General features: G+C 71.4%; 22 protein-coding genes. 8 read left to right on the forward strand and 14 right to left on the reverse strand.

Annotated features, from left to right (window positions below; genetic code table 11):
* Positions 1-169: 169 nt before the first annotated feature.
* Together ACZ56L_RS27930 and ACZ56L_RS27935 are read right to left on the reverse strand one after the other, a co-directional pair.
* Positions 170-1,759 carry a PucR family transcriptional regulator gene (locus ACZ56L_RS27930; protein WP_471067092.1) on the reverse strand — a complete coding sequence of 530 codons (1,590 nt, stop codon included), beginning with the start codon at positions 1,757-1,759 and terminating at the stop codon, positions 170-172.
* A 108-nt stretch (positions 1,760-1,867) separates the two neighbouring features.
* A complete protein-coding gene (locus ACZ56L_RS27935; RefSeq protein WP_471067094.1) occupies positions 1,868-4,270 on the reverse strand; it encodes a type IV secretory system conjugative DNA transfer family protein in 2,403 nt (800 codons plus the stop codon).
* A 229-nt stretch (positions 4,271-4,499) separates the two neighbouring features.
* Here ACZ56L_RS27935 and gabT point away from each other — a divergent pair, with 229 nt between their 5' ends.
* Complete coding sequence (gabT, locus tag ACZ56L_RS27940) at positions 4,500-5,843, forward strand: 4-aminobutyrate--2-oxoglutarate transaminase (protein ID WP_345220111.1); 1,344 nt, start codon at positions 4,500-4,502, stop codon at positions 5,841-5,843.
* 328 nt (positions 5,844-6,171) lie between these two features.
* The gene (locus tag ACZ56L_RS27945; RefSeq protein ID WP_471067096.1) at positions 6,172-6,747 is read left to right on the forward strand and encodes a phosphatase PAP2 family protein; all 576 of its coding nucleotides are present in this window, start codon (positions 6,172-6,174) and stop codon (positions 6,745-6,747) included.
* Here ACZ56L_RS27945 and ACZ56L_RS27950 read toward each other — a convergent pair.
* The 7 genes from ACZ56L_RS27950 to ACZ56L_RS27980 all read right to left on the reverse strand — a co-directional run bounded on the left by ACZ56L_RS27950 (position 6,716) and on the right by ACZ56L_RS27980 (position 14,687).
* Positions 6,716-7,216, reverse strand: coding sequence for a hypothetical protein (locus ACZ56L_RS27950; RefSeq protein WP_471067098.1), 501 nt, complete (start codon positions 7,214-7,216; stop codon positions 6,716-6,718). The genes ACZ56L_RS27945 and ACZ56L_RS27950 overlap by 32 nt on opposite strands.
* 179 nt (positions 7,217-7,395) lie before the next feature.
* The gene (locus tag ACZ56L_RS27955; protein WP_471067100.1) at positions 7,396-8,814 is read right to left on the reverse strand and encodes an NAD(P)/FAD-dependent oxidoreductase; all 1,419 of its coding nucleotides are present in this window, start codon (positions 8,812-8,814) and stop codon (positions 7,396-7,398) included.
* 33 nt (positions 8,815-8,847) lie between these two features.
* Complete coding sequence (locus tag ACZ56L_RS27960) at positions 8,848-9,654, reverse strand: ABC transporter permease (protein WP_345220107.1); 807 nt, start codon at positions 9,652-9,654, stop codon at positions 8,848-8,850.
* Entirely contained in the window at positions 9,654-10,574 is a 921-nt protein-coding gene (locus ACZ56L_RS27965; protein ID WP_345220106.1) for an ABC transporter permease, read from the reverse strand. The genes ACZ56L_RS27960 and ACZ56L_RS27965 overlap by 1 nt, the downstream gene beginning before the upstream one ends.
* Positions 10,571-11,722, reverse strand: coding sequence for an ABC transporter ATP-binding protein (locus tag ACZ56L_RS27970; protein ID WP_345220105.1), 1,152 nt, complete (start codon positions 11,720-11,722; stop codon positions 10,571-10,573). Before ACZ56L_RS27970 ends, ACZ56L_RS27965 begins: the two co-directional genes overlap by 4 nt.
* Positions 11,723-11,830: 108 nt before the next feature.
* Complete coding sequence (locus ACZ56L_RS27975; protein ID WP_345220104.1) at positions 11,831-13,033, reverse strand: ABC transporter substrate-binding protein; 1,203 nt, start codon at positions 13,031-13,033, stop codon at positions 11,831-11,833.
* 139 nt (positions 13,034-13,172) lie between these two features.
* Positions 13,173-14,687: a gamma-aminobutyraldehyde dehydrogenase gene (locus ACZ56L_RS27980; RefSeq protein ID WP_468691333.1), complete on the reverse strand. Its 1,515-nt coding sequence runs from the start codon at positions 14,685-14,687 to the stop codon at positions 13,173-13,175.
* 206 nt (positions 14,688-14,893) lie between these two features.
* Here ACZ56L_RS27980 and ACZ56L_RS27985 point away from each other — a divergent pair, with 206 nt between their 5' ends.
* The gene (locus tag ACZ56L_RS27985) at positions 14,894-15,439 is read left to right on the forward strand and encodes an NADAR family protein (RefSeq protein WP_471067104.1); all 546 of its coding nucleotides are present in this window, start codon (positions 14,894-14,896) and stop codon (positions 15,437-15,439) included.
* Positions 15,440-15,852: 413 nt separating this feature from the next.
* On the opposite strand, the gene ACZ56L_RS27990 is transcribed toward ACZ56L_RS27985, so the two are convergent.
* Positions 15,853-16,530: a DUF4190 domain-containing protein gene (locus ACZ56L_RS27990; protein WP_471067106.1), complete on the reverse strand. Its 678-nt coding sequence runs from the start codon at positions 16,528-16,530 to the stop codon at positions 15,853-15,855.
* 182 nt (positions 16,531-16,712) lie between these two features.
* Between ACZ56L_RS27990 and ACZ56L_RS27995 the strand changes: the two genes are divergently transcribed.
* The 3 genes from ACZ56L_RS27995 to ACZ56L_RS28005 all read left to right on the forward strand — a co-directional run bounded on the left by ACZ56L_RS27995 (position 16,713) and on the right by ACZ56L_RS28005 (position 19,345).
* Positions 16,713-17,741 carry an adenosine deaminase gene (locus ACZ56L_RS27995; RefSeq protein ID WP_471067108.1) on the forward strand — a complete coding sequence of 343 codons (1,029 nt, stop codon included), beginning with the start codon at positions 16,713-16,715 and terminating at the stop codon, positions 17,739-17,741.
* A 62-nt stretch (positions 17,742-17,803) separates the two neighbouring features.
* A complete protein-coding gene (locus tag ACZ56L_RS28000) occupies positions 17,804-18,517 on the forward strand; it encodes a glycerophosphodiester phosphodiesterase (protein ID WP_345220100.1) in 714 nt (237 codons plus the stop codon).
* Between the two features lie 54 nt (positions 18,518-18,571).
* Positions 18,572-19,345 (forward strand): SAM-dependent methyltransferase, encoded by a 774-nt coding sequence (locus ACZ56L_RS28005; protein ID WP_468691325.1) that lies wholly within the window; start codon positions 18,572-18,574, stop codon positions 19,343-19,345.
* 51 nt (positions 19,346-19,396) lie between these two features.
* Here ACZ56L_RS28005 and ACZ56L_RS28010 read toward each other — a convergent pair whose 3' ends face one another.
* The 4 genes from ACZ56L_RS28010 to ACZ56L_RS28025 all read right to left on the reverse strand — a co-directional run bounded on the left by ACZ56L_RS28010 (position 19,397) and on the right by ACZ56L_RS28025 (position 23,084).
* Entirely contained in the window at positions 19,397-19,930 is a 534-nt protein-coding gene (locus tag ACZ56L_RS28010; protein WP_471067110.1) for a hypothetical protein, read from the reverse strand.
* 153 nt (positions 19,931-20,083) lie between these two features.
* Positions 20,084-21,289, reverse strand: a complete 1,206-nt coding sequence (locus ACZ56L_RS28015) for a polyamine ABC transporter substrate-binding protein (RefSeq protein WP_471067112.1) — start codon at positions 21,287-21,289, stop codon at positions 20,084-20,086.
* 100 nt (positions 21,290-21,389) lie between these two features.
* Positions 21,390-22,829 (reverse strand): gamma-aminobutyraldehyde dehydrogenase, encoded by a 1,440-nt coding sequence (locus tag ACZ56L_RS28020; protein ID WP_345220096.1) that lies wholly within the window; start codon positions 22,827-22,829, stop codon positions 21,390-21,392.
* A 99-nt stretch (positions 22,830-22,928) separates the two neighbouring features.
* Positions 22,929-23,084, reverse strand: coding sequence for a hypothetical protein (locus ACZ56L_RS28025; protein WP_345220156.1), 156 nt, complete (start codon positions 23,082-23,084; stop codon positions 22,929-22,931).
* On the opposite strand from ACZ56L_RS28025, the gene ACZ56L_RS28030 reads away from it, so the two are divergent.
* On the forward strand, positions 23,008-23,499 hold the full coding sequence (locus tag ACZ56L_RS28030; RefSeq protein ID WP_345220095.1) for an Lrp/AsnC family transcriptional regulator: 492 nt from the start codon (positions 23,008-23,010) through the stop codon (positions 23,497-23,499). The genes ACZ56L_RS28025 and ACZ56L_RS28030 overlap by 77 nt on opposite strands.
* Complete coding sequence (locus ACZ56L_RS28035; protein WP_345220094.1) at positions 23,484-24,887, forward strand: aspartate aminotransferase family protein; 1,404 nt, start codon at positions 23,484-23,486, stop codon at positions 24,885-24,887. Before ACZ56L_RS28030 ends, ACZ56L_RS28035 begins: the two co-directional genes overlap by 16 nt.
* The last annotated feature ends 175 nt before the right edge of the window (positions 24,888-25,062 follow it).

Raw genomic sequence — 25,062 nt, forward strand, 5'->3', positions numbered from 1 at the left:
GGCCGACGGTTCCGTGCGGGTGCGCGGCGGCTGGTCGCACGGTTCCCCGCACCGCTGACGGCACCTCCCGTGCCGGAAACGAGCAGGTCAGCCCGTCCGGCGCGACCCGTGCGGGGGCGCGGGGCGCGGCCCCGGCACGAACAGCGGCCCGCGCCGTGCCTCCCGAGCCCTACGAACCCGACGTCGCCTTCAGGGCGAGCCACAGCTCCATCCGGACGTCCGGATCGTCCAGGGAGCGGCCGAGGATCTCCTCGACCCGCCGCATCCGGTACCGCAGCGTGTGCCGGTGCACCCCGAGCTGGGCCGCCGCCGCGTCCCACTGCCCGTGCCGGGAGAGCCACGCCCGCAGCGAGGCGACCAGGTCGCCCCGGCCCGTGGCGTCGTGCTCGCGCAGCGCCCGCAGCATCCCGTCGGCGAAGGCCCGTACCGCGTCGTCCGCGAGCAGGGGCAGGACCGACCCCGTCGCCAGCTCCTCGTGCTCGACGAGGGAACGCCCCCGCCGCCGGGCCACCGACAGCGCCTGCTCGGCCTGCTTGAAGGCCGTCGCCGCCGCGATCGGCCCGGCGGGGGCCGACAGGCCGACCACCACGTCGTCCTGCTCCGCGGGCTCCATCGGGCGGGCCGCCTCCCCGCGCCGCGCCGCCATGTGCGCCGCACACGCCGCGACCGCCTCGCCGCCGTCGGCCGCCAGGACCACGACGCGCTCCCCGTCGGGCACCACAAGGACGACCTCGCCCGCCCGCGCCGCCGCTCCCTCCAGCGCGTCGACGAGGACCTGGAGTGAGTCGCCCGCGTCCGCCCCCTCGGCCGCCGCCTCCGCGATCAGCAGGCGGAACGGGGCGTCGAGCAGGCCGCCGTACAGATCGCCCGCCACGGCCCGCGCGTGATCCGGCTCGCCCGCCAGCAGCATCCGCAGCACCGCCGCTCCCAGCCGCGTCTCGGCGGCCTGGAGCGCCCGGGTCCGTTCCGTCGTCAGCGTCAGCAGGGCGATCGCCGAGTGCACCGCGTACCGCTCGGCCGTGCCGAGCGGCGCGCCCGTCCCGACGGCGAGCGTGCCGCGCGCCCGTCGTCCGGCGCCCAGCGTCTGGAGTTCGACCCGGTCCTCGCCGGGGCCGCCGTCGCCCGCCCCGGCGACCACCGTGCTGGCCGGCGCCGGCCGGTCCCGCAGCCGCTCGACGTCCGGGACGAGCCGGGCGGCCCGCCTGGCCGCCCACTCCGGTGCGGCGGCGACGAGGGCCCCGGACGCGTCGTACACGGCGGCCCAGCCGGAGACGTGCGCGGCGAGCCGGGCCACCAGCTCGCCGGGCCCGGTCAGCGCCGCCCGGGTCAGCTCCCGCTGGGCCTCGAAGCCGGCGGTGACCGCACGGTACTGGTCGGCCGCGATGGCCGCCGAGACCGCCTTGGAGATGGCGAGGAAGGGGGTGCGCCGCGGCACCTCCAGCAGCGGGAGCCCCTCCTCCTCGGCCGCCGCCAGCAGGGCCCGCGGAATGTCGTCGTACGACACGCCGACCGCGAAGCCGAGCCCGACGACGCCCGCGCCGACCAGCCTGCGCACGTACTGGCGCATCGCCTCGGGGTTCTCGGCGTCGAGCTTCATGGCGGTGATCAGCAGGAGCTCGCCGCCCTCCATGTACGGGACGGGATCGGCGAGTTCGCTGACGTGCGCCCAGCGCACCGGGGTCTCCAGCCGGTCCTCCCCGGCGCGCACGACGAGTTTGAGCGCGGAGTGGTGGACGAGGGAGGCGAGCGTGGGCGGCATCGGAGGGCGGGACCTTCTCACGGGAAATGTGCCGTCCCGTATGAACGGCACTGCCAATTCTGCCAGGGCGTACGTAAGGCGCGCGTCGCCCCTTCGGCGGACCGGCCGTCAGTCCCCCAGGTCCACCAGCAACGGCGGGGCGTGCTCCCCGGCCACCGTCGTCAGCGACAGCACCGCATGCCCCGCCGGCACCCCGCGGGCCAGCTCCGACGCGGACCAGCGCTCGCGTTCGACCTTCTTCACGGTGACCGCCTTGGTCACCACGGCCTTCCCGGTGACCAGCTTGCGCAGGGCGTGCACGGCCCGGGTGAAGGGCTGGTTGGCGAACACGGTGTGCTGGGCGACCTCGGTGGTCTCCACCCACTCGGTCCCCCACGCCTCGGTGAAGCGACGCCCGTCCCAGGTGGTGACCCCGGAGAACGCCATGTGGCAGCCGACCGCCCCCAGCAGCGGGACGTGCAGCGCCTCGGGCACGTCGTCGACGGTACGCAGACTGAGCACCACCCCCGCGTTCGCCGACCGCAGCCGCCCGATCCCGCGCACGGTGTCGGGCGTGAGGGTGGCCGTCGCGTCGTCCAGCACCAGGCAGGCGAAGAGCGAACGGTCCGCGCGCGCGGTCACCGCGGTCAGGAACTGCGCCAGGACCAGCCGCGCCAGCAGCCGTGAGGCCTCCGCGTACCGCTGCTCGGGCAGTTCCACCCGCACCCGCATCGGGTGGCGCTGGAGCGCCCGCAGCGAGAAGGGCCTGGCCGCCGGGTCGGTGGTGAAGAAGTCCGCGAACGCGGGCCGGTCCAGCAGCGCCAGCCGGTCGGCCAGCGCCGGGCACGGATCGGCGGCGGTGCCCATCTGGCGTACCCGCGAGGACAGGTCGCGCAGCATGCCGCTCTGCCCCGCCGCGTCGAGGTCGGCCGCGAGCCGCTGGAGCGCGGCGGGGTCGGCCCGCAGCAGCTCGTACAGCTCGGGCACGGCCGGGAAGCGGCCCCGCACCGCGTGGTACGGCCCGATGAGCTGGGCCAGCGCGGTCGCCGCCCGCCCGGTGTCGACGGTGTCGAGGTCGCCGACGAGTGCCTCGGCGAGCACGGCGGAGGCGGCCTCGGGGTCGGTGGTGCCGCCGTAGAGGTCGAGGTCGTGCACCGAGGCGGGGTCGCCGACGCGCACCACGACGTCGTACGCCTCGTCGTCGGCCAGCGGGGTCCCGGCGGCGCAGACGGCGAGGACGGCGCACTTCCCGGCGAGCGCCTGGAGGGCGAGGGACTCCACCACGGGGGCGGTGAGCCTGCGGGTCTTGCCCGCGCCGGGCGGCCCGACGGCCAGCAGCGAGGTGCCGAGCACGGCGGGCTCCAGGGCGACGCCCGCTCCCCACGTCCGGTACGGGTTGGGCTCGCCGTCGGCGTACCGGCCGATCCGCACCTGCCCGGCCAGGAGGTCGTGGCGGGCCGTGCGGCGCGGGAGGTCGCGGGCGCCGGAGGGGTGGACGAAGGCGGCGGCGCCGTCGCGCAGGACGGTGGCGGCGAAGTGCTCGCGGCGGGCGGGGTCGTCGGCCGCGGCGTCCCAGGCGGCCCGCACCCGTACGACGTCGAGGTCGTTCATCCGCCCCTGCCGCATCTCGGCGGTGAGCAGGTCGGCGACCTCCCCGAGCCCGGCTGCCCGCAGCTCGGGCCAGCGGGCGGGGGTTTCGGCGGGCGGGGGCGGGGCGGCGGGGGCGGTGTTCTGCCGAGACCTGCCGCGCAGGCGTCCCGTCAGTCCGCTCAGCCGGATGAAGGGGAGGAGGAAGACCACCGCGAGCACACCGTGGACGCTGTACGAGACGAAGCGGGCCAGCGCGTGACTGCCGCCCCCCTCGTGCCACGTCGTGGGCAGCAGACCCAGCACGGCCGGCTCGAAGGGCAGGGTGCCGGTGATGACGAGGGCCTGCACCACGAGCGCGCCGGCACCCGCCAGCACGGCGCGCACGGGCTGCTCCCGCGCCATCACGAAGCGACGAAGGAACTCGGCCCAGTTCCCCAGCTGGGCGAACCAGTAGATGATTCCCGCGCACAGCACGGCCAGGTAGACGTTCTGCGCGTCGTACGCCTGCTTGGTCCGGTATCCGCCGTACGCCCCGAACTCCCACCAGTCGGAGGGGGTGAAGAGCTGGAGCGGGACCCTCCAGTACGGCAGGTAATTATTGTGGAGCAAGGACCAGAGCAGTGCTCCGGACAGCAGGGTGATGACCGCCCCGGCGAGCAGCGACCGGTCGCTGACCTGCTCCTCCGCCCGCTCGCCCCGCTCCTCGTACCCGTACCGCCAGATCCCCGGCCCCGCCTCCGGCCGCTCCTGCGCCAGCCAGTCCTCCGTGGGGGACGACGGCGGCACCGCGCCACCCGGCGCCGTCGGCGGATCGGCGGGTCGCGGACCGGCGGACCGCGGACCGGCGGGTCGCGGACCGGCGGGTCGCGGCACCCCCGCACTCGACCGGACGCCGCGTCCCCCGTGGGCATGGCGCGCGTCGTGCCTGTCACCGGTGTTCATGTGCTGCCCCTCGTCCCCACGAACCAGCTCGCCTGTGCGTCAACGGCCCAATCTAGTGGCCCGTTCCCCCGCGTCCGGGCTCCCGCACCCCCGGTCCCGCTATGTCCGTACCGGACAACACACCCCCCGTACTTCTCCGAGACGGAACATGCCCTCCGCCCCGCACCGCCCCTAGCCTGCGGAGTAACCGAAAGCGTCCGATTCACCCCACCCCCACCAGGAGCCCCTCATGAGCGCAGTCCCGCAGGAGCGCCGCCTCGTCACCGCGATTCCCGGCCCGAAGTCGCAGGAGCTCCAGGCCCGCCGCACGGCCACGGTCGCCGGTGGGGTGGGCTCCGTGCTTCCCGTCTTCACGACCCGGGCCGGCGGCGGCATCGTCGAGGACGTCGACGGCAACCGTCTGATCGACTTCGGCTCCGGCATCGCCGTGACCTCGGTCGGCGCGTCCGCCGAGGCCGTGGTGCGCCGCGCGTCCGCGCAGCTCCAGGACTTCACCCACACCTGTTTCATGGTCACGCCGTACGAGGGCTACGTCGAGGTCTGCGAGCAGCTCGCCGAGCTGACGCCGGGCGACCACGCGAAGAAGTCCGCGCTGTTCAACTCGGGCGCCGAGGCCGTCGAGAACGCGGTGAAGATCGCCCGCGCGTACACCAGGCGCCAGGCCGTCGTCGTCTTCGACCACGGCTACCACGGCCGCACCAACCTGACGATGGCGCTGACCGCCAAGAACATGCCGTACAAGCACGGCTTCGGTCCGTTCGCCCCGGAGATCTACCGCGTCCCGGTCGCCTACGGCTACCGCTGGCCGACGGGCGCCGAGAACGCCGGCGCCGAGGCCTCCGCCCAGGCCATCGACATGATCAACAAGCAGATCGGCGCGGAGAACGTCGCCGCGATCATCATCGAGCCGGTCCTCGGCGAGGGCGGCTTCATCGAGCCGGCCAAGGGCTTCCTCCCGGCGATCTCGCAGTTCGCCACGGACAACGGCATCGTCTTCGTCGCCGACGAGATCCAGTCCGGCTTCTGCCGCACCGGCCAGTGGTTCGCCTGTGAGGACGAGGGCGTCGTCCCGGACCTCATCACCACCGCCAAGGGCATCGCGGGCGGCCTGCCGCTGGCCGCCGTGACGGGCCGCGCCGAGATCATGGACGCCCCGCACGCGGGCGGCCTCGGCGGCACCTACGGCGGCAACCCGGTCGCCTGCGCCGCCGCGCTGGGCGCCATCGAGACGATGAAGGAGCTGGACCTCAACGGAAAGGCCAAGCGCATCGAGGAGGTCATGAAGGGCCGCCTCGCCGCGATGGCCGAGAAGCACGACGTCATCGGCGACATCCGCGGCCGCGGCGCGATGATCGCCGTCGAGCTGGTCGAGTCCGGCACCCGGGACGGCGCGAAGACCCCGGACGCCGCCGCTGCCGCCGCCCTCGCCAAGGCCTGCCACCAGGAGGGCCTGCTGGTCCTGACCTGCGGCACCTACGGCAACGTGCTGCGCTTCCTGCCGCCGCTGGTGATCGGCGAGGACCTGCTGAACGAGGGCCTGGACATCATCGAGAACGCCTTCGCGGGCATCTGATCCGCCCCTGCGGCACACTGCCTCTGTGAAGAACGTGTGGGGGGCCGATGGCGGGATCGGGTTCCCGCTGTCGGTCCCCCCTCTCCTGTCGTACGGTTCCTGGCAGATGAGAGAAACACCCCGCCCGCAGGGGACTGCGGGCGAGTCCGGGGCAGGGCTTCCCCAGCACCTCCCTGGTCGTGCCTTCGCGCACACCCCCGGAGCCTCTGGCTCCGGATCTCCTCACCGATCGGACGACGGTACGCCCCACACCCCCCGGGGCGGCCGCCCCTCCGGTCCGGTCGACTGCCCCGGAGCTTCCCCCCCTGCTCCGGGGCAGTCGGCGTTCGTGCGCACGCTCGCTTCCGCCGCGCTGCTGTTCGCGCTGGTCACCTGGCAGGTCGTGGTCCGTGGCCCGCTGTGGCGCGCGGACGTGCGCGTCGACCGCGCGGTGGCCGGGGCCGGGCCCCGGTGGCTCACCGAGTTCCTCGCGGACCTGGGCAACGTCCAGGTCGCGCTCCCGGTGCTGGCGGCGGCCGTGGCGTACGCGCTGTGGCGGCGGCTGCGTGCCGCGCCGGCGGCGGCGCTCCCGGCGATGGCGGCGGTGCCGCTCGTCGTCGTACCGCTGAAGGCGTGGATCGACCGGCCCGCGCCCCTGGACGCGGCGCTGTCCGGGTACTTCCCCTCGGGGCACGCGGCGACCGCGGCCGTCGCGTACGGCGGGGCGGCGCTGCTGCTGCGGGCGTGCGGGCACGCCCGATGGCCGGTGCCCGTCGCGGTGGGGCTGACGGCGGCGACCGGCATCGGGCTGGTGCTGCGCGGCCACCACTGGCCGCTGGACGTGGTGGGCAGCGGCTGTCTGGCCGTGCTGCTGCTCGGGCCGCTCGCGTGGCTCAGTCGCCGTCCCCCGGGCTCTCGGGGCTGAGGTCCGCCGGGGGGCGCGGGGCCCGCACCATGCGGCCGGCCGCCTCGTGCATGGCCAGTTCCAGGACCGCCGGGTCCGTCAGGGTGCCCCGGCCGTCCGGGACGACCAGCCAGCGCACCCCGGCGGCGGTGACCCGGCCGGGGTACGGGACGACGATCCAGGTGCCGCGGCCCGCGCCCCGTACTCCGGTGCCCAGCCAGCGGGCGGCCGTGCCCGCGGGGACGAAGAAGCCGGTGCGGGCGTCCCCGAAGTCGGCGAGCACCGGACCCGGGCGGTCGACCAACCGGGTCAGGACGTCCAGGGTGGGGTGGCCGAGTTCGCCGGGGAGGATCAGGACGTCCCAGCGCCTTCCGGCCGGCAGCAGGGCGACCCCGTGGGGGTTGCGCTCCCACTCCCACCGGCAGGCGTCGGGGTCCGGGGCCACCGAGACCAGCCAGTCCACCGCGGTCTTCGCTTCCGAGCCAACCATCGCGGGTGGGCCTCCTTCTCGCTTCACTGTGCACGGATCGGTGCGTACACAGGAGAGAAGGGGCGGGAGCCGGATCATTACGCGGGTTTCACCGGTTGTCGGCAGTGAGCCGGCTCACCGCTGGGAACAGATGTGCGCCCCCGGGCCGGCCGGGGGCGCACACCCCGCGGGCGCACGGCTCAGCTGTCGAAGCCCAGGCCCACCTTGTCCATGGCCTTCAGCCACAGGTTGCGCCTGCCGCCGTTGTCGTCGGAGCGCGCCATCGAACGCTTGGTGATCTCGATGCCGGCCCAGGCGATCGGCTCCGGCGGGAACGGCAACGGCTTGCTGCGGACCATCTCCAGTTCGGTGCGCTCGGTCTTCCTCCCGTCGAGCAGGTCGAGCATGACCTCCGCGCCGAAGCGGGTCGCGCCGACGCCGAGGCCGGTGTACCCGGCCGCGTAAGCGACCTTGCCCGCGTGCGCCGTGCCGAAGAACGCCGAGAAGCGGGTGCAGGTGTCGATCGCGCCGCCCCAGGCGTGCGTGAAGCGCAGGCCCTCCAACTGCGGGAAGCAGGTGAAGAAGTGCTCGGCGAGCTTGAGGAAGGTCTCCGGGCGGGAGTCCAGTTCGCCGCTGAGCCTGCCGCCGAAGTGGTAGACGGCGTCGTAGCCGCCCCACAGGATGCGGTTGTCCTCGGAAATGCGGAAGTAGTGGAACTGGTTGGCGCTGTCGCCGAGACCCGCCCGGTTCCGCCAGCCGACAGCGGCGAGCTGCTCCTCGGTGAGCGGCTCGGTCATCAGGGCGTAGTCGTAGACCGGGACCGTGAAGTGGCGCAGCCGCTTCACCAGCGAGGGGAAGACGTTGGTGCCCAGCGCCACCCGGCGGGCGAAGATCCGGCCGTACGGGGTGCGCACGGCGGTGCCGTTGCCGTCCGAGGCGAGCTGGGTGGCCTTGGTGTTCTCGTAGACGCGGACGCCCAGGTCCAGGCACGCCCGCTTGAGGCCCCACGCCAGCTTCGCCGGGTTGAGCATGGCCACGCCGCGCTTGTCCCACAGGCCGCCGAGGAAGGTCGGCGAGTCGACTTCGGCGCGCATCGCGTCGGCGTCGAGGAGTTCCATGTGCTCGGCGAGACCGAGCCCGTCGGCCTCCTCGTACATCTCGTGGAGCTCCTGGAGCTGGTGCGGCTCGGTGGCGACGTCGATCTCGCCGGTGCGCTCGAAGGCGCAGTCGATGCCGTACTTCCGCACGGCCTCCTCGATGGCGTCGAGGTTCTTCTCACCGAGCTCTTCGAGCTTCTTGATCTCCTCGGGCCAGCGGGCGATGCCGTTGCCGAGACCGTGGGTGAGGGAGGCGGCGCAGAATCCGCCGTTGCGCCCGGAGGCGGCCCAGCCCACCTCGTTCGCCTCGATGAGGACGACGTCGCGCTGCGGGTCGCGCTCCTTGGCGATCAGCGCGGTCCACAGTCCGCTGTAGCCGCCGCCGACGACCAGCAGGTCGCAGCGCTCGTCCCCGGTGAGGGACGGTTCGGGGGCGGGCCTGGCCGGGTCGTCCAGCCAGAACGACAGCGGCTTCGCGCCGGAAAGGGATCGTGCGGCACTACGCATGGCGACCGGGGCCATGGTTTCCAACTCCTTCAAGCTCCTGAAGAGGAACTACTTGGGTGATGCGCTGTTCTTCCGGCGGCTCGCGAGGAACTGGCCGCCGAGGACCACCAGCACAGCGATGACGAACATGGCTGTACCAATGACGTTAATTTGTACGGGTGTGCCGCGCTGCGCGGAGCCCCAGACGAACATCGGGAAGGTGACCGTCGAGCCCGCGTTGAAGTTCGTGATGATGAAGTCGTCGAACGACAGCGAGAAGGCCAGCAGCGCGCCCGCCGCGATGCCGGGGGCGGCGATCGGCAGGGTGACCCGCAGGAAGGTCTGGACGGGGCCCGCGTACAGGTCGCGGGCGGCTTCCTCCAGCCTCGGGTCCATCGACATGACACGGGCCTTGACGGCGGTCACGACGAAGCTGAGGCAGAACATGACGTGCGCGATGAGCACGGTCCAGAAGCCCAGCGGCGCGCCCATGTTGAGGAAGAGGGTCAGCAGCGAGGCGGCCATGACGACCTCGGGCATCGCCATCGGCAGGAAGATCAGCGAGTTGATCGCGCCGCGCGCCCGGAAGCGGTAGCGGACCAGCGCGAAGGCGATCATCGTGCCGAGGACGGTCGCGCCGAGCATCGCCCAGAAGCCGAGCTGGAGCGACAGCGCGAGCGATCCGCACAGGTCGGCGACGCCGCACGGGTCCTGCCAGGCGTCCGTGGAGAACTGCTGCCAGGCGTAGTTGAAGCGCCCGTTCGGCTTGTTGAACGAGAACACCATCACGACGACGTTCGGCAGGATCATGTACGCGAGGGTCAGCAGACCCGCGATGACCACGAGGTTGCGGCGGAGCCACTTGAGAGCCTGCATCAGACGAGGTCCTCCGTCCCGGACTTGCGCATGTAGACGGTGACCATGACCAGCACGATCGCCATGAGGATGAAGGACAGCGCGGCGGCCGTCGGATAGTCCAGGACCCGCAGGAACTGCGACTGGATGACCGAGCCGACCATCTTGGTGTCGGTCGAGCCGAGCAGCTCGGCGTTGACGTAGTCGCCGGCCGCCGGGATGAAGGTGAGCAGCGTCCCGGAGACGACACCCGGCATGGACAGCGGGAAGGTCACCTTCCGGAAGGTCGTCGCCGGGGTCGCGTACAGGTCGCCCGCCGCCTCGTGCAGCCTGCCGTCGATGCGCTCCAGCGAGGTGTAGAGCGGCAGGATCATGAAGGGCAGGAAGTTGTACGTCAGACCGCAGACGACCGCCAGCGGCGTGGCCAGCAGGCGCCCTCCCTCGGTCCAGCCCAGCCAGCTCGTCACGTCCAGGACGTGCAGGGTGTTGAGCACGTCGACGACCGGACCGCCGTCGGCGAGGATCGTCTTCCAGGCCAGCGTGCGGATCAGGAAGCTGGTGAAGAACGGCGCGATGACCAGCACCAGGACCAGGTTGCGCCAGCGCCCCGCCTTGAAGGCGATGAGGTACGCGAGCGGGTACCCGAGCAGCAGGCACAGGACGGTCGCGGTGCCCGCGTAGAGCAGCGAGCGGACGAACTGCGGCCAGTACTCGGCAGCCGCGTCCAGATACGTCCGGAAGTGCCAGGTGACCTTGAACCCGGCCTCCAGCGAGCCCTCCTGGACGGAGGTGGAGCCCTGGTAGACCAGCGGCAGCGCGAAGAAGACCAGCAGCCACAGGATGCCGGGGAGCAGCAGCCAGTACGGGACGAGGCGCTTGCGCGTCGAGGGCTTGTGGACGGGGGGCTCCGTCGCGGCGGGGGGCGCTTCGGTGACGGTCACGAGGCGTCCTCCACCGACTGCACGCCCGCGTCGATGGCCTGGTCCCCGTCGAGGCCGAAGGTGTGGTCCGGGTTCCAGTGCAGGACGACCTCGGCGCCGGGGGCGAGGCGGGAGTCGCGCTCGACGTTCTGGACGTACACGTCGAAGTCGGCGCAGGAGGGGCTGTCCACGATGTACTGGGTGGAGACGCCGATGAAGCTGGAGGCGGCGATCCGTCCGGTGATGCGGTTGCGCCCGGCGGGGATCGAGGCCGCGGCGTCGGCGTGGGTGATCGACACCTTCTCGGGGCGCACGCCCACCAGCAGCTTGTCGCCGGTGGAGGTCTGGGCCCGACATCGCGCGGCCGGGATCTTGATCTTGGCATCGCCGCAGGTCACGGTGATGACGTCGGCGCTCGCGGCGGCGACCTGGGCCGCGATGAGGTTGGAGGTGCCGAGGAAGTTGGCGACGAAGGTGGTCCGCGGGTTCTCGTACAGGTCGGCGGGGGCGCCGAGCTGCTCGACCCGGCCGCCGTTCATCACCGCGACCTGGTCGGCCATCGTCATGGCCTCCTCCTGGTCGTGGGTGACGTGCACGAAGGTGATGCCGACCTCGGTCTGGATGCGCTTGAGCTCCAGCTGCATCTGACGGCGCAGCTTGAGGTCCAGGGCACCCAGCGGCTCGTCGAGGAGCAGCACCTGCGGGTGGTTGATCAGGGCGCGGGCGACGGCGACGCGCTGCTGCTGGCCGCCGGAGAGCTGGTGCGGCTTGCGCTTGGCGAACTGGCCGAGCTGGACCAGCTCCAGCATCTCGTCGACCTGCTTCTTCACGGACTTGATGCCGCGCCGGCGCAGCCCGAAGGCGACGTTCTCGCTGATGTCGAGGTGCGGGAAGAGCGCGTAGCTCTGGAAGACGGTGTTCACCGGGCGCTTGTACGGCGGCAGGTGCGTGACGTCCCGGTCGCCGAGGCGGACGGTGCCGGTGGAGGGGTCCTCCAGGCCGGCGATCATGCGCAGCGTCGTCGTCTTGCCGCAGCCGGACGCGCCGAGCAGGGCGAAGAAGGAGCCCTGCGGGACGGTCAGGTCGAGCGGGTGCACGGCGGTGAAGGAGCCGTAGGTCTTGCTGATCCCGGCGAGGCGGACGTCGCCGCCTTCGGTCTTCTGAGTCATCGGTTGCGGTCCCAGGGGGGAGTCGGGGTGCGGCAGGGGGGCGTGGGGGGGCCGCCCGCACGTGGTGACACGTGCGGGCACCGGGTGGCGCGGGCCTCTTCGACGCGGTTACGCGCCGATGAGCTTGGCGAACTTCTCCTCGTACGTCTTCTCCTCCGCCTCGCTGAGCGTGCGGAAGGGGTGCGCCTTGGCCGCCATCTCCTTGTCGGGGAGGATCAGCGTGGAGTCCGCCAGCGCCTCGTCCAGCTTGGCGAGTTCCTCGCGGACGCCCTCGACGGGGCAGACGTAGTTGATGTACGCGGCGAGCCGGGCCGCGGGGCCAGGCTCGTAGTAGTAGTCGATCAGCTTCTCGGCGTTGGTCTTGTGCCGGGCCTTCGCCGGGACCAGCAGGTTGTCCGAGGAGGAGATGTAGCCGGCCCGCGGGATCGCGAACTTCACCGACGGGTTGTCCGCCTGGAGCTGTACGACGTCACCGGCCCAGGCGACACAGGCCGCCAGGTCGCCCTTCTCCAGGTCGGAGGTGTAGTCGTTGCCGGTGAAGCGGCGGATCTGCTTGCTGTCGACGCCCTTCTGGAGCCGGGCGACGGCCGCGTCGTAGTCGTCGTCCGTGAACTTCGCGGGGTCCTTGCCCATGTCCAGCAGCGTCATCCCCATGGTGTCGCGCATCTCGGACAGGAAGCCGACCTTCCCCTTGAGCCGGGGATCGTCGAGCAGTTGCGAGATCGACTCGACCTTGCGCCCGTCGGTGGCCTTCTCGTTGTACGCGATGACCGTGGCGATGCCGGTCCAGGGGTACGAGTGGGCGCGGCCCGGGTCCCAGGAGGGGTTGCGGAACTGGGCGGCGAGGTTGGCGTAGGCGTGCGGCAGGTGCGTGGGGTCGAGCTTCTGCACCCAGCCCAGCCGGATCAGCCGGGCGGCGAGCCAGTCGGTGACGCAGATGAGGTCGCGGCCGATGTCCTGGCCGTTGTGCAGTTGCTGCTGGATCTTGCCGAAGAACTCGTTGTTGTCGTTGATGTCCGCCGTGTACTTGACGGATATCCCGGTGCGCTGCGTGAAGGCCGCGAGGGACGGATATCCCTTGTCGTCCTCGCCGACGTCCATGTACTCGGTCCAGTTGGAGAAGACGACCCGCTTCTCCCCGGCCGAGAAGTCGTCCGAGACCCCGGCCGTCCTGTCCTTGCCGCCCGCGGCCGGAATGCCGCAGGCGCCGAGCGCCCCGATGCCGCCGAGGGCGAGGGCGCCGCCGCCCGCGGCGCGCAGCAGCGAACGGCGGGTGAGTGCGCCGCGGCCGCTCGTGATGCTGCGCCGCATGGCCCTCTCCACCGCGTCGCCGCGGTGACTGCCGCGGCCGCTGCCGCCGGTGCCGCTTGCCGCGGAGGGTGACCCGTGCTGGAACTGCTCCATGCGCAATTGCCCTTTCGGGTGGGTTGCCGCTGGTCGAGCGGACTCTTTATCGGTCCCCGAAGATCGTGCGGTGCCAGTCCTTGCGGGCGACCGCGGTGTTGTCGAACATGACGTGCTTGACCTGCGTGTACTCCTCGAAGGAGTACGCCGACATGTCCTTGCCGAAGCCGCTGGCCTTGTATCCGCCGTGCGGCATCTCGCTGAGGATCGGAATGTGGTCGTTGACCCACACACAGCCCGCCTTGATCTCGCGGGTGGCGCGGTTCGCCCGGAAGACGTCCCGGGTCCAGGCCGACGCGGCCAGCCCGTACGGGGTGTCGTTCGCCAGCGCGACGCCCTCGTCGTCGCTGTCGAACGGCAGCACCACGAGCACCGGTCCGAAGATCTCGTCCTGGACGACCTCGCTGTCCTGGGCGGCGTCGGCGATCAGGGTCGGGCGGTAGTACGCGCCGTCCTCGAGGCCGCCCCGCGGGGCCTCGCCGCCGGTCACGACGCGGGCGTACGAACGTGCCCGGTCGACGACGGCGGCGACCCTGTCCCGCTGGGCGAAGCTGATGAGCGGGCCGAGGTCGGTGCTCTCCTCGAACGGGTCCCCGAGCCGTACGGACTCCATGAGCTCCGCGACACCGGCCACGAACGCGTCGTACAGCGGACGCTGTACGTACGCCCGGGTGGCGGCGGTGCAGTCCTGCCCGGTGTTGATGAGCGCGCCGGCGACCGCGCCGTTGACCGCCGCTTCGAGGTCGGCGTCGTCGAACACGAGGAACGGGGCCTTGCCGCCCAGCTCCAGGTGCAGCCGCTTGACCGTCGAGGTGGCGATCTCCGCGACGCGCTTGCCGACGGGAGTGGAGCCGGTGAAGGAGGTCATGGCGACATCGGGGTGACCGACGAGGTGTTCGCCGGCGTCCTTGCCCGCACCGGTGACGATGTTGATGACACCGTCCGGCAGCCCGGCCTCCGTGGCGGCCTGCGCGAACATGATCGAGGTGAACGGGGTCAGCTCGGCGGGCTTCAGCACGACGGTGTTGCCCGCGGCGACGGCCGGGAGGATCTTCCAGGCGGCCATCTGGAGCGGGTAGTTCCAGGGCGCGATGGACCCGACGACGCCGATCGCCTCGCGCCGGACGTAGGAGGTGTGGTCGCCGTCGTACTCACCGGCGGACCTGCCCTCCAGATGACGGGCGGCGCCCGCGAAGAACGCGACGTTGTCGACGGTTCCCGGTACGTCGAACTCCCGCGACAGCTTGATCGGCTTGCCGCACTGGAGCGACTCGGCGTACGCGAAGTCCTCGGCCTGCTCGGCGAGCACGGCGGCGAACCTGTGCAGGGCGTCGGAACGCTCGCCCGGGGTGGCCCCCGACCAGCCGGGGAAGGCCGCCTTGGCGGCTGCCACCGCCGCGTCCACGTCGTCTCTTCCGGCCAGTTCGTAGGTGAGGACCCCCTCGCCCGTGGCGGGGTTCACGACCGTGTGAGTACGACCCGAGGTACCGGGACGCAACTGCCCGCCGATGTACTGTGCGCCGCCTGCGAAGCGGTCCTGCACCTGGAAGCGGTTGCCCATGACGCTCTCCTCCGCCGTTCACCCCGTCATACGGAGGTCGGCGTAGCTCCAGCTTGATTTGATTGCCGATCCTGACAGAGCAGTTCGCCACCAACAAGTGATTCCGTTGTTGCCTTTTGGTTACGCGACGGATTCGGTCGACCGTGTGTCGAGTTGGCGCGGAAATTCCGTACGGAGTGTCAGTGGCGGATGCCAGACTCGCATGCATGGGGAAGATCGAGGAGCTTGCGGCGCAGGTCAGCGGGGGCGAGCGGGTGAAGTTCCTGCACTTCTGGGGTCACCGCCCGCGACCGGACGGGACGCTGGGGCCGAGCATATTCAGCCAGTGGTGGCCGTCGCCGTTCACGGTGGACGGGACGCTCTACGCCACGGCCGAGCACTGGATGATGGCCCGCAAGGCGGAGCTCTTCGGCGACGCGGAGGCGGAGCGGGCGGTGCTCTCGGCGGCCTCTCCCGCCGAGGCGAAGAACGCGGGCCGACTGGTCCGCGGCTTCTCCGAACCGGCCTGGGCCGCCGCGCGCTACGACATCGTCGTCGCGGGCAACCTCCACAAGTTCACCCGGCATCCGGAACTGGGCGCGTACTTGCTCGGCACGGGCTCGCGGGTACTGGTGGAGGCCAGCCCCCTCGACCGCGTCTGGGGCATCGGACTGGCCGCGGACGACCCCCGCGCCGACACCCCGGCCGCCTGGCCCGGCCAGAACCTCCTGGGCTTCGCCCTGATGGACGTGCGCAGCGCACTGGCAGGCTGAGGACGGCCTCGGGCCGGGCGCCATAGGGGGGTGCGAGTTCCGGGTGGGGCGCGCAGGTCCGGGGCGGGGTGGGCCGGGTCCCGTGCGGGGCGGTGCGAGTTCCGTACGGGGTGGGCCGGGTCCCGTGCGGGGTGGTGCGGGTCCCATTGTGCTCGGGTGCGCGGCGGCTCAGCCGTTGTTCCGTGCGGACGCGTCATGGCTGGTCGCGCAGTTCCCCGCGCCCCCGACGGCATGCCCTCCGGGCAGCCGTCCCCGCGCCCGTCGCTCCAGCCCCCTTGGGCGGCGGGGCCGCCCCCGAGGGCGGAACGGGCGGGCAAGGGGGCGGCCCCTCCCGCTCCCGGCCCACCCCGACACCGCCCCGCCCAAGCCCCCGTACCGGCCGCTCAACGCAGCGAGCCCCCGGCCCATCACCACTACCGCTGCGCGACGATGCTCCAGACGACGAACCCGAGGAACGCCGCCGCGACGGCGATCCCTATCGACCCCGTGATGATCCCCGCCAGCGCCATCCCCGGGTTCGTCGCCTCGCCCCGCGCCGCCTTCTTGCGCCCCAGGATCCCGAAGATCAGCGCGAGCGGGCCCAGGACCACCCCGAGGTGCACGCAGAAGAGGCAGAGGGACAGGATCCCGAGCACCATCGCCGCGATCCCGAACCCGTTCTGAGGCTGGGCGGCACCCGTCCACCCGCCGGGCCCGGGGTACCCCGGGTATCCGGGATAACCGGGGTACCCCGGCCCCGCCCCGCCGGGCGCGCTCCCCGACGGATAGGCGGGCGGGTACCCGTACTCCCCCGGAGACGCCCCCGGAGCCGGCGGATACCCGTACGCCGCCGGAGCACCGGGAGCACCAGGAGTGCTGGGAGCCCCGGGAACGCCCGGGACCGTCGGCGCCCCCGGCGCCCCCGGCATCCCGTCCGCCCCGGCCCCCGGCATCGACGTCACGGTCGGCTGATCGTGCACGGGGTTCGCGTACGCACCGCCCGCCCCCGGCTTCTCCAGCGGCACCCGGTTCGCGGATTCCTCCGGCGGCGCCCACGGGTCCGGCGCACCCGACGGTCCCGTCCCGTTCGGCTGCGGCGTGCTGTCTGACATGGCTCTCCCCCATCGGCGGTTCCCGGTCATGCTACGGCGTACCTCACATGGCCCAGTGCCCCGCCTACGATGATCCCGAACCACCCCGTGTCCGCCCGCCACCCGCCCGTACCTGCCGGAACGCGCCCGGTCCGGGCACCCGCACCGCACCGCACCGCACCGCATCGCACCAGGAGGAACCGATGTCAGACCTGCGCCCCTTCGTCGCGGGCCTGCCCAAGGCAGAGCTGCACGTCCATCACGTCGGTTCCGCCTCCCCCCGGATCGTCGCCGACCTGGCAGCCCGGCACCCGGACTCCAAGGTCCCCGCCGACCCCGAGGCGCTCCGCGAGTTCTTCACCTTCACCGACTTCGCGCACTTCATCGAGGTCTACCTCGCCGTCGTCGACGTGATCCGCACCCCCGAGGACGTGCGCCACCTCACCTACGAGGTGGCCCGCGACATGGCCCGCCAGAACATCCGGTACGCCGAACTGACGGTGACCCCCTTCAGCTCGACCCGCCGCGGCATCCCCGAGGCGGCCTTCATGGAGGCCATCGAGGACGCCCGCAAGGCCGCCGAGTCCGAACTCGGCGTCGTGCTGCGCTGGTGCTTCGACATCCCCGGCGAGGCGGGCCTGGAATCGGCGGAGGAGACCGTACGGCTCGCCCTGGAGCACCGCCCCGAGGGCCTGGTCTCCTTCGGCCTCGGCGGTCCGGAGATCGGCGTGCCCCGCCCCCAGTTCAAGCCGTACTTCGACAGGGCGATCGAGGCCGGCCTGCACTCCGTCCCGCACGCGGGCGAGACCACCGGCCCCGAGACCATCTGGGACGCCCTGACCGACCTGCGCGCCGAGCGCATCGGCCACGGCACCAGCGCCACCCAGGACCCGAAGCTGCTCGCGCACCTGGCCGAGCGGCAGATCCCGCTGGAGGTCTGCCCGACGTCCAACATCGCGACCCGCGCCGTCGCCACCCTCGACGAGCACCCGATCAAGGAGATGGTCGCCGCGGGCTGCCTGGTCACGATCAACAGCGACGACCCGCCGATGTTCGGCTCGGACCTGAACAACGAGTACGTCGTCGCCGCCCGTCTGCTGGACCTGGACGAGCGGGGCGTGGCGGAGCTGGCGAAGAACGCGGTGCGGGCGTCCTTCCTGGACGAGTCCGGCAAGGCGAGGCTCAGTGCCGAGATCGACGCGTACACCAGCGACTGGCTCGCCCGCCGCTGACCGCGAACGGGCGGCCGCCCGCTGAGCGAGCGCGCGGCCGCCCCTTCCCCAACAATGGCCCCATGAGCACCGACCGCGACACCGTCCTCTCCGTGGGCCACCGCGGCGACCCGTACCGCTTCCGCGAGAACACCCTCGCCTCGATCCGTTCCGCCCTGGAGCTGGGCGCGGACGCGGTGGAGGTGGACGTGCGCCTGACCCGTGACGGCGTCCCCGTCCTCCTCCACGACGAGAAGCTGGAGCGGCTCTGGGGCCACGACCGCTGGCTCGTCGACCTGACGAAGGCCGAGCTCGACGAGCTGACCGGTCACGGGGTGCCGACCCTGCGCGAGGCGATCCTCGCGGTCGGTGCCCGGCGCCTTCTGCTCGACCTGCCGGGTGCGTACACCGATGCCGTACGGAAGGTGGTGGGCGTCGTCCACGAGGCGGGCGCGGGCGAGCGCACGTACTACTGCGGCGGTCCGGCGGCCATGCTCCGGGTCCGCGCCGCCGACCCGCACGCGGAGCTCGCCCTGTCCTGGGCGAGCAGCGCCCCGCCCCGCCCCGAGGTGATCGCCGCGCTCACCCCCCGCTGGCTGAACTACCGCTTCCCGCTGATCGACCGGGCACTGGTGGACCGGGCCCACCAAGGCGGCCTGCTGGTCTCCGCCTGGACCCCGGACACGGCGGGCAGCATGCGCCGCGTGCTGGCCGCGGGCGCCGACGCGATCATCACCAACCGCCTCGACCTCCTCTCCCGCACCATCACCAAGTACCGCACCGGGCACCTCGGTTGACGCGTCCGGCATGATGGCGTCCCACCACCCCCGCGCCGGAGGAGAACGCGCCGCATGCCCGCCGACATACGCACCGACATCGCCCACAGCGCCCGCGTCTGGAACTACTGGCTGGGCGGCAAGGACCACTACCCGGTCGACGCCACCGTGGGCGACCAGGTGACCTTCCTCTACCCCTCCATCCGCGACGTCGCCCGCGCCGACCGCCGCTTCCTGGGCCGCGCGGTCGAGCACCTGGCCGGGACCGCGGGCCTGCGCCAGTTCCTCGACATCGGTACGGGCCTGCCCACCGCCGACAACACCCACGAGGTCGCCCAGCGCGTCGCCCCCGCCTCCCGCATCGTGTACGCGGACAACGACCCGGTGGTCCTCGCCCACGCCCGTGCCCTCCTGACGAGCACGCCCGAGGGCGCCACCGCCTACGTCGACGCGGACGTCCGCGACCCGGAGAAGCTCCTCGAAGCGGCCGCCGAGACCCTGGACCTGGACCGCCCGGTCGCCGTGATGATGCTGGGCATCCTCAACTTCGTGGCGGACACGGCCGAGGCGCGGTCGATCGTACGCACCCTGCTCGACGCCCTCCCGCCGGGCAGCCACCTCGCGCTTACCCACCCCACCCTGGAGCTGGGCGGCGAGGGCAACGAGGCCGCGATGGCCTTCTGGAACGAGAACGCCACCCCGCCGATCCGCACCCGCACGGGAGCCGAATTCGCCGCGTTCCTCGACGGGTTGGAGATCCTTGACCCCGGCATCGTGTCCTGTGCCCGGTGGCGCGGTACGGACCCCTCGGTGGCCCAGTTCGGCGCGGTGGCGGTCAAGCGCGGCTGAGCACCCGGCGGGGCAGCGGCCTCCGCGCCGGCTTCGGTCGCCGCTCCCGCCTCAGCGCGGGGCGAGCGCCCGCCCCGCGACCGTGACCGGTGCCGTCAGCGCCTCCAACTGCTTGATCTTCCGGCGCACGACCGCCAGCGGGATCACCCCGAACACCCCGAAGGCCATGTCGATCAGCGACCAGCCGAAGGGGATTCCCCGGATCGGTCCGCAGACCAGGGCGAGCGGGATGATCCCGGCGCAGGCGATCATCCCGAACTCGATCACCCAGATGTTCCGCACCGGATCGCGGTAGGGCCCGTGGAACGCCACCGCGATCACCAGGTGGGCGTAGGCCAGCCAGTCCGTCCCGTACAGGATGAACGGGTACTTCGCCTCGGTGGCGACGAGCCCCTCCCGGCACCGCTCGATCCACTCCGTGAACCCGGGCATCGCGTCGGACAGCGGTGACGACTTCAGCACGTCGGCGAGCCGGTTGAGCTCGGTGACGAGCGGGAAGGCGGTGAGCCCGCTCAGCACGAGGCACACGATGAAGAAGATCAACCACACCCGGATGCGCCGCAGAAGGACGGCTGGCTCGTTCATGTCCGCAGCGTACGAGGCCCTTTACCGGAGCTTCACAGGTCCCCCGCACGCACCGCGGACAGCCCGTACGGCAGACTGAGCCGTTACGCGCCCCTTCCGGCACAGCCCTTGGCTCCCGGCGCAGGCCGAGCAGGTGACGGCGCCGTACAGCCCCTACAGCCCCACGATCGAGTTCCACCTCTTCGCGAACTCCAGCCGCTCCTCCGCCGTGATGTCCCGGGCGATGGTGAGCCGTTTGCGGACCTCCCCGTCGGGGAAGATCAGCGGGTCCTCGGCCAGGGCGGCCGTCTCCTCGTCCTTCGAGGAGGCGATGATGTCGCGGGCGGCGGGCACCGGGCAGACGTAGTTCACCCAGGTGGCCAACTCGGCGGCCACCTCGGGCTCGTAGTAGTAGTCGACCAGCCGCTCGGCGTTCCGCTTGTGCTTCGCCAGGTTCGGGATCATCAGCGACTCCGCCCACAGTTCCGCCCCCTCCTCCGGCACCACGAACTCGATGTCCGGGTTGTCGGCCTGGAGCTGAATCACGTCGCCCGAGTACGCCTGGCAGGCGAGCACGTCGCCGCCGGCCAGGTCCTTGACGTAGTCGTTGCCGGTGAAGCGGCGGATGTGCTTGGTCCTGACCAGTTTCTCGACCTGCTCGCACATCCGGTGGAAGTCGTCCGCGACCCACTGGGTGACGTCGGCGCCGAGTCCCTGCATGAGCAGCGAGAAGCTCTCGTCCAGCCCGGAGAAGAGCGTGACCCTGCCCTTGAGTTCGGGTCGCCACAGGTCCGAGGTGTGCTTGATCTCGCGGCCGAGCTTCTTGCGGTTGTACGCGATCCCTGTGATCCCCGACTGCCACGGCACGGCGTGCCGGCGGCCCTTGTCGAAGGCGGGGTCGCGCAGTTGCGGGTCCAGGTACTTGGCCACGTTGGGCTGCTTGGCGCGGTCCATCTCCTGGACCCAGCCCAGCCGTACGAAACGGGCCGCCATCCAGTCGCTGATGACGATGAGGTCGCGGCCGGTCTCCTGGTGGTTCATCAGCGCCGGGCTGACCTTGCCGAAGAACTCGTCGTTGTCGTTGATCTCCTCGGTGTACCGCACCGAGATCCCGGTCCGCCGGGTGAACTCCTCCAGCGTCGGCCGCTTCGACTTCTCCTCCTCATCGGTGTCGATGTAGAGGGGCCAGTTGGCGAACTGGAGGTTCCTGTCCCGGTCGGAGGCGTCCGTACCGGCACGGTCGCCCGGCTTCACGTACGCGGCCGGAACCCCGCACCCGGTGAGCGCGGCGAGCGCCCCCGACGTGCCGATTCCGTACCCGATACCGCGGAGCACCGTACGGCGCGAGAGACGACGCGAAACGCGACCAAGATCACCCATGCTGCCCACCCTTTCCCGACGGACGAGGGGCGGGCAATAGACACTGTGCCTACCGCCCGCCCCGCAATCCGTCAGCCCGTCTCGGGCCGCGCGGTCCGTCTCAGCCCTCGATGGACGTCATGACGTGCTTGATGCGGGTGTAGTCCTCGAAGCCGTATCCGGAGAGGTCCTTGCCGTAGCCGGACTTCTTGAAGCCGCCGTGCGGCATCTCGGCGACGAGCGGAATGTGGGTGTTGATCCACACACAGCCGAAGTCGAGGTTCTTGGACATCCGCATGGCGCGCGCGTGGTCCTTGGTCCACACGGAGGACGCGAGGGCGTACTCGACGCCGTTCGCCCACTCCAGCGCCTGGGCCTCGTCGGTGAAGGACTGGACGGTGATGACCGGTCCGAACACCTCGTTCTGGATGATCTCGTCGTCCTGCTTGAGGCCGGAGACGACGGTCGGGGCGTAGAAGTAGCCCTTGTCGCCGACCCGCTGACCGCCGGCCTCGACCTTGGCGTGCGCGGGGAGGCGCTCGATGAAGCCGGAGACCTGCTGGAGCTGGTTGGCATTGTTGAGCGGCCCGTAGAGCACGTCCTCGTCGTCCGGCAGACCGGTCTTGGTGTCGGCCGCGGCCTTGGCGAGGGCGGTCACGAACTCGTCGTGGATGGACTCCTGGACGAGGACGCGGGTGGCGGCCGTACAGTCCTGGCCGGCGTTGAAGAAGCCCGCCGTCGAGATGTCCTCGACGGCCTTGGCGATGTCGGTGTCCTCGAAGACCACGACGGGGGCCTTGCCGCCCAGCTCCAGGTGGACCCGCTTGAGGTCCTTGGACGCGGACTCGGCGACCTGCATGCCGGCGCGTACGGAACCGGTGATGGAGGCCATCGCCGGGGTCTTGTGCTCGACCATCGCGCGGCCGGTGTCGCGGTCGCCGCAGACGACGTTGAAGACGCCCTTGGGCACGATGCCGCCGATGATCTCGGCGATCAGGACGGTCGAGGCGGGGGTGGTGTCCGACGGCTTCAGCACGACGGTGTTGCCCGCGGCGAGCGCCGGGGCGAACTTCCACACCGCCATCATCATCGGGTAGTTCCACGGTGCGACCTGCGCGCAGACGCCGACCGGCTCACGGCGGACGATGGAGGTCAGACCCTCCATGTACTCGCCCGCGCTGCGGCCCTCCAGCATCCGTGCCGCGCCCGCGAAGAAGCGGATCTGGTCGACCATCGGCGGGATCTCCTCGGTGCGGGTGATCCCGAGGGGCTTGCCGCAGTTCTCCGACTCGGCGGCGATCAGCTCCTCCGCGCGCTCCTCGAAGGCGTCCGCGATCTTCAGCAGGGCCTTCTGCCGGTCGGCGGGCGTCAGGTCGCGCCAGGCGGGGAACGCCTCGGCGGCGGCGGCCATCGCGGCGTCGACGTCCGCCTGGCCGGAGAGCGGCGCGGTCGCGTACGCCTCGCCCGTCACCGGATTGATCACGTCCGTGGTCCGCCCGTCGGCGGCGTCGCGGAACTCTCCTGCGATGTAGTTGCGCAGACGGCGCAGCTCGGTGGTCACGGCCACTCTCCCTCTCAGATGTCCGGTGGATGAGACACCCACCCTAGCCAGTGGGGTGTCGCTTTCGACATACCCACCCACCAAGAACTTCGGATTCAGTCAAATCTTGACCCACTGACAACGAATTTCATCGGTTTGCTCTTGCGAGACGGCCGAGACCTCGTGCAGAGTGGATGCCGTGGTCAGTCGTAGCGCAGAACCCAGGCCCGGCAGCGGAAGCTCCCCGGCGATCGATGCCGTCTCGTTGGCGATCATCGAGCAGCTCCAGGAGGACGGCCGCCGTCCGTACGCCGCCATAGGCAAGGCGGTCGGCCTCTCCGAGGCCGCCGTGCGCCAGCGCGTGCAGAAGCTGCTCGACCAGGGCGTCATGCAGATCGTCGCCGTCACGGACCCGCTCACCGTGGGCTTCCGCCGGCAGGCGATGGTCGGCATCAACGTGGAGGGCGACCTCGATCCGGTCGCGGACGCCCTCACCGGGATGCCGGAGGTCGAGTACGTCGTCGTGACGGCGGGCTCCTTCGACCTCCTCGCGGAGATCGTCTGCGAGGACGACGACCACCTCCTGGAGATGATCAACAAACGCATCCGGACCCTCCCCGGAGTGCGCTCCACCGAGAGCTTCGTCTACCTCAAGCTCAAGAAGCAGACCTACATGTGGGGAACCCGATAGCCGTGAGTGCCACAAGCAACCCTGCCGCCGGCAAGGACCTCTCGAAGACCGCGTACGACCACCTGTGGATGCACTTCACCCGCATGTCGTCCTACGAGAACGCCCCCGTGCCGACCATCGTGCGCGGCGAGGGAACGTACATCTTCGACGACAAGGGCAAGCGCTACATCGACGGCCTCTCCGGCCTGTTCGTGGTCAACGCCGGTCACGGCCGCCACGAGCTCGCGGAGACCGCGTACAAGCAGGCCCAGGAGCTGGCCTTCTTCCCCGTGTGGTCCTACGCCCACCCGAAGGCCGTCGAGCTCGCCGAGCGCCTCGCGCACTACGCGCCGGGCGACCTGAACAAGGTCTTCTTCACCACCGGCGGCGGCGAGGCCGTCGAGACCGCGTGGAAGCTGGCCAAGCAGTACTGGAAGCTGCGCGGCCACCACACCAAGTACAAGGTCATCTCGCGTGCGGTCGCCTACCACGGCACCCCGCAGGGCGCCCTGTCGATCACCGGCCTGCCGGCCCTGAAGGCCCCCTTCGAGCCGCTGGTCCCCGGCGCGCACAAGGTGCCGAACACCAACATCTACCGCGCCCCGATCCACGGCGACGACCCGGAGGCCTTCGGCCGCTGGGCCGCCGACCAGATCGAGCAGGAGATCCTCTTCGAGGGCCCGGAGACCGTCGCCGCCGTCTTCCTGGAGCCGGTGCAGAACGCCGGCGGCTGCTTCCCGCCGCCGCCCGGCTACTTCCAGCGGGTCCGCGAGATCTGCGACAAGTACGACGTGCTGCTGGTCTCGGACGAGGTCATCTGCGCCTTCGGCCGCCTGGGCACGATGTTCGCCTGCGACAAGTTCGACTACGTCCCCGACATGATCACCTGCGCCAAGGGCATGACCTCGGGCTACTCCCCGATCGGCGCCTGCATCGTCTCGGACAAGATCGCCGAGCCGTTCTACCAGGGCGACAACACCTTCCTGCACGGCTACACCTTCGGCGGCCACCCGGTCTCCGCGGCGGTCGGCCTCGCCAACCTCGACATCTTCGAGCGCGAGGGCCTCAACCAGCACGTCCTGGACAACGAGGACGCGTTCCACCAGACGCTCCGCAAGCTCCTGGACCTGCCGATCGTCGGCGACGTCCGCGGCAACGGCTTCTTCTACGGCATCGAGCTGGTGAAGGACAAGGACACCAAGGAGTCCTTCACCGACGAGGAGACCGAGCGCGTCCTGTACGGCTTCCTCTCCAAGGCGCTGTACGAGAACGGCCTGTACTGCCGGGCCGACGACCGCGGCGACCCGGTCGTCCAGCTCGCCCCGCCGCTGATCTCCACCCAGGAGACCTTCGACGAGATCGAGGGCATCCTGCGCGCGGTCCTCACCGAGGCGTGGACCAAGCTGTAGTCCCCGGCCCCACCGAGGATCCGTCTGTCCGTACGGCCCGGATGCACCCGTTCCAGTGAGAACGCGGGGCGTCCGGGCCGTACGTCTGCCGTGCCACCCCCACCTCCGCACCACAAGTCCCTACGGTGCGCAGTGACCGATCGGCTCCGCGCTTCGTTCCCCCGGAAGGGGGACG

It is taken from the genome of Streptomyces sp. NPDC039736, assembly GCF_055596485.1.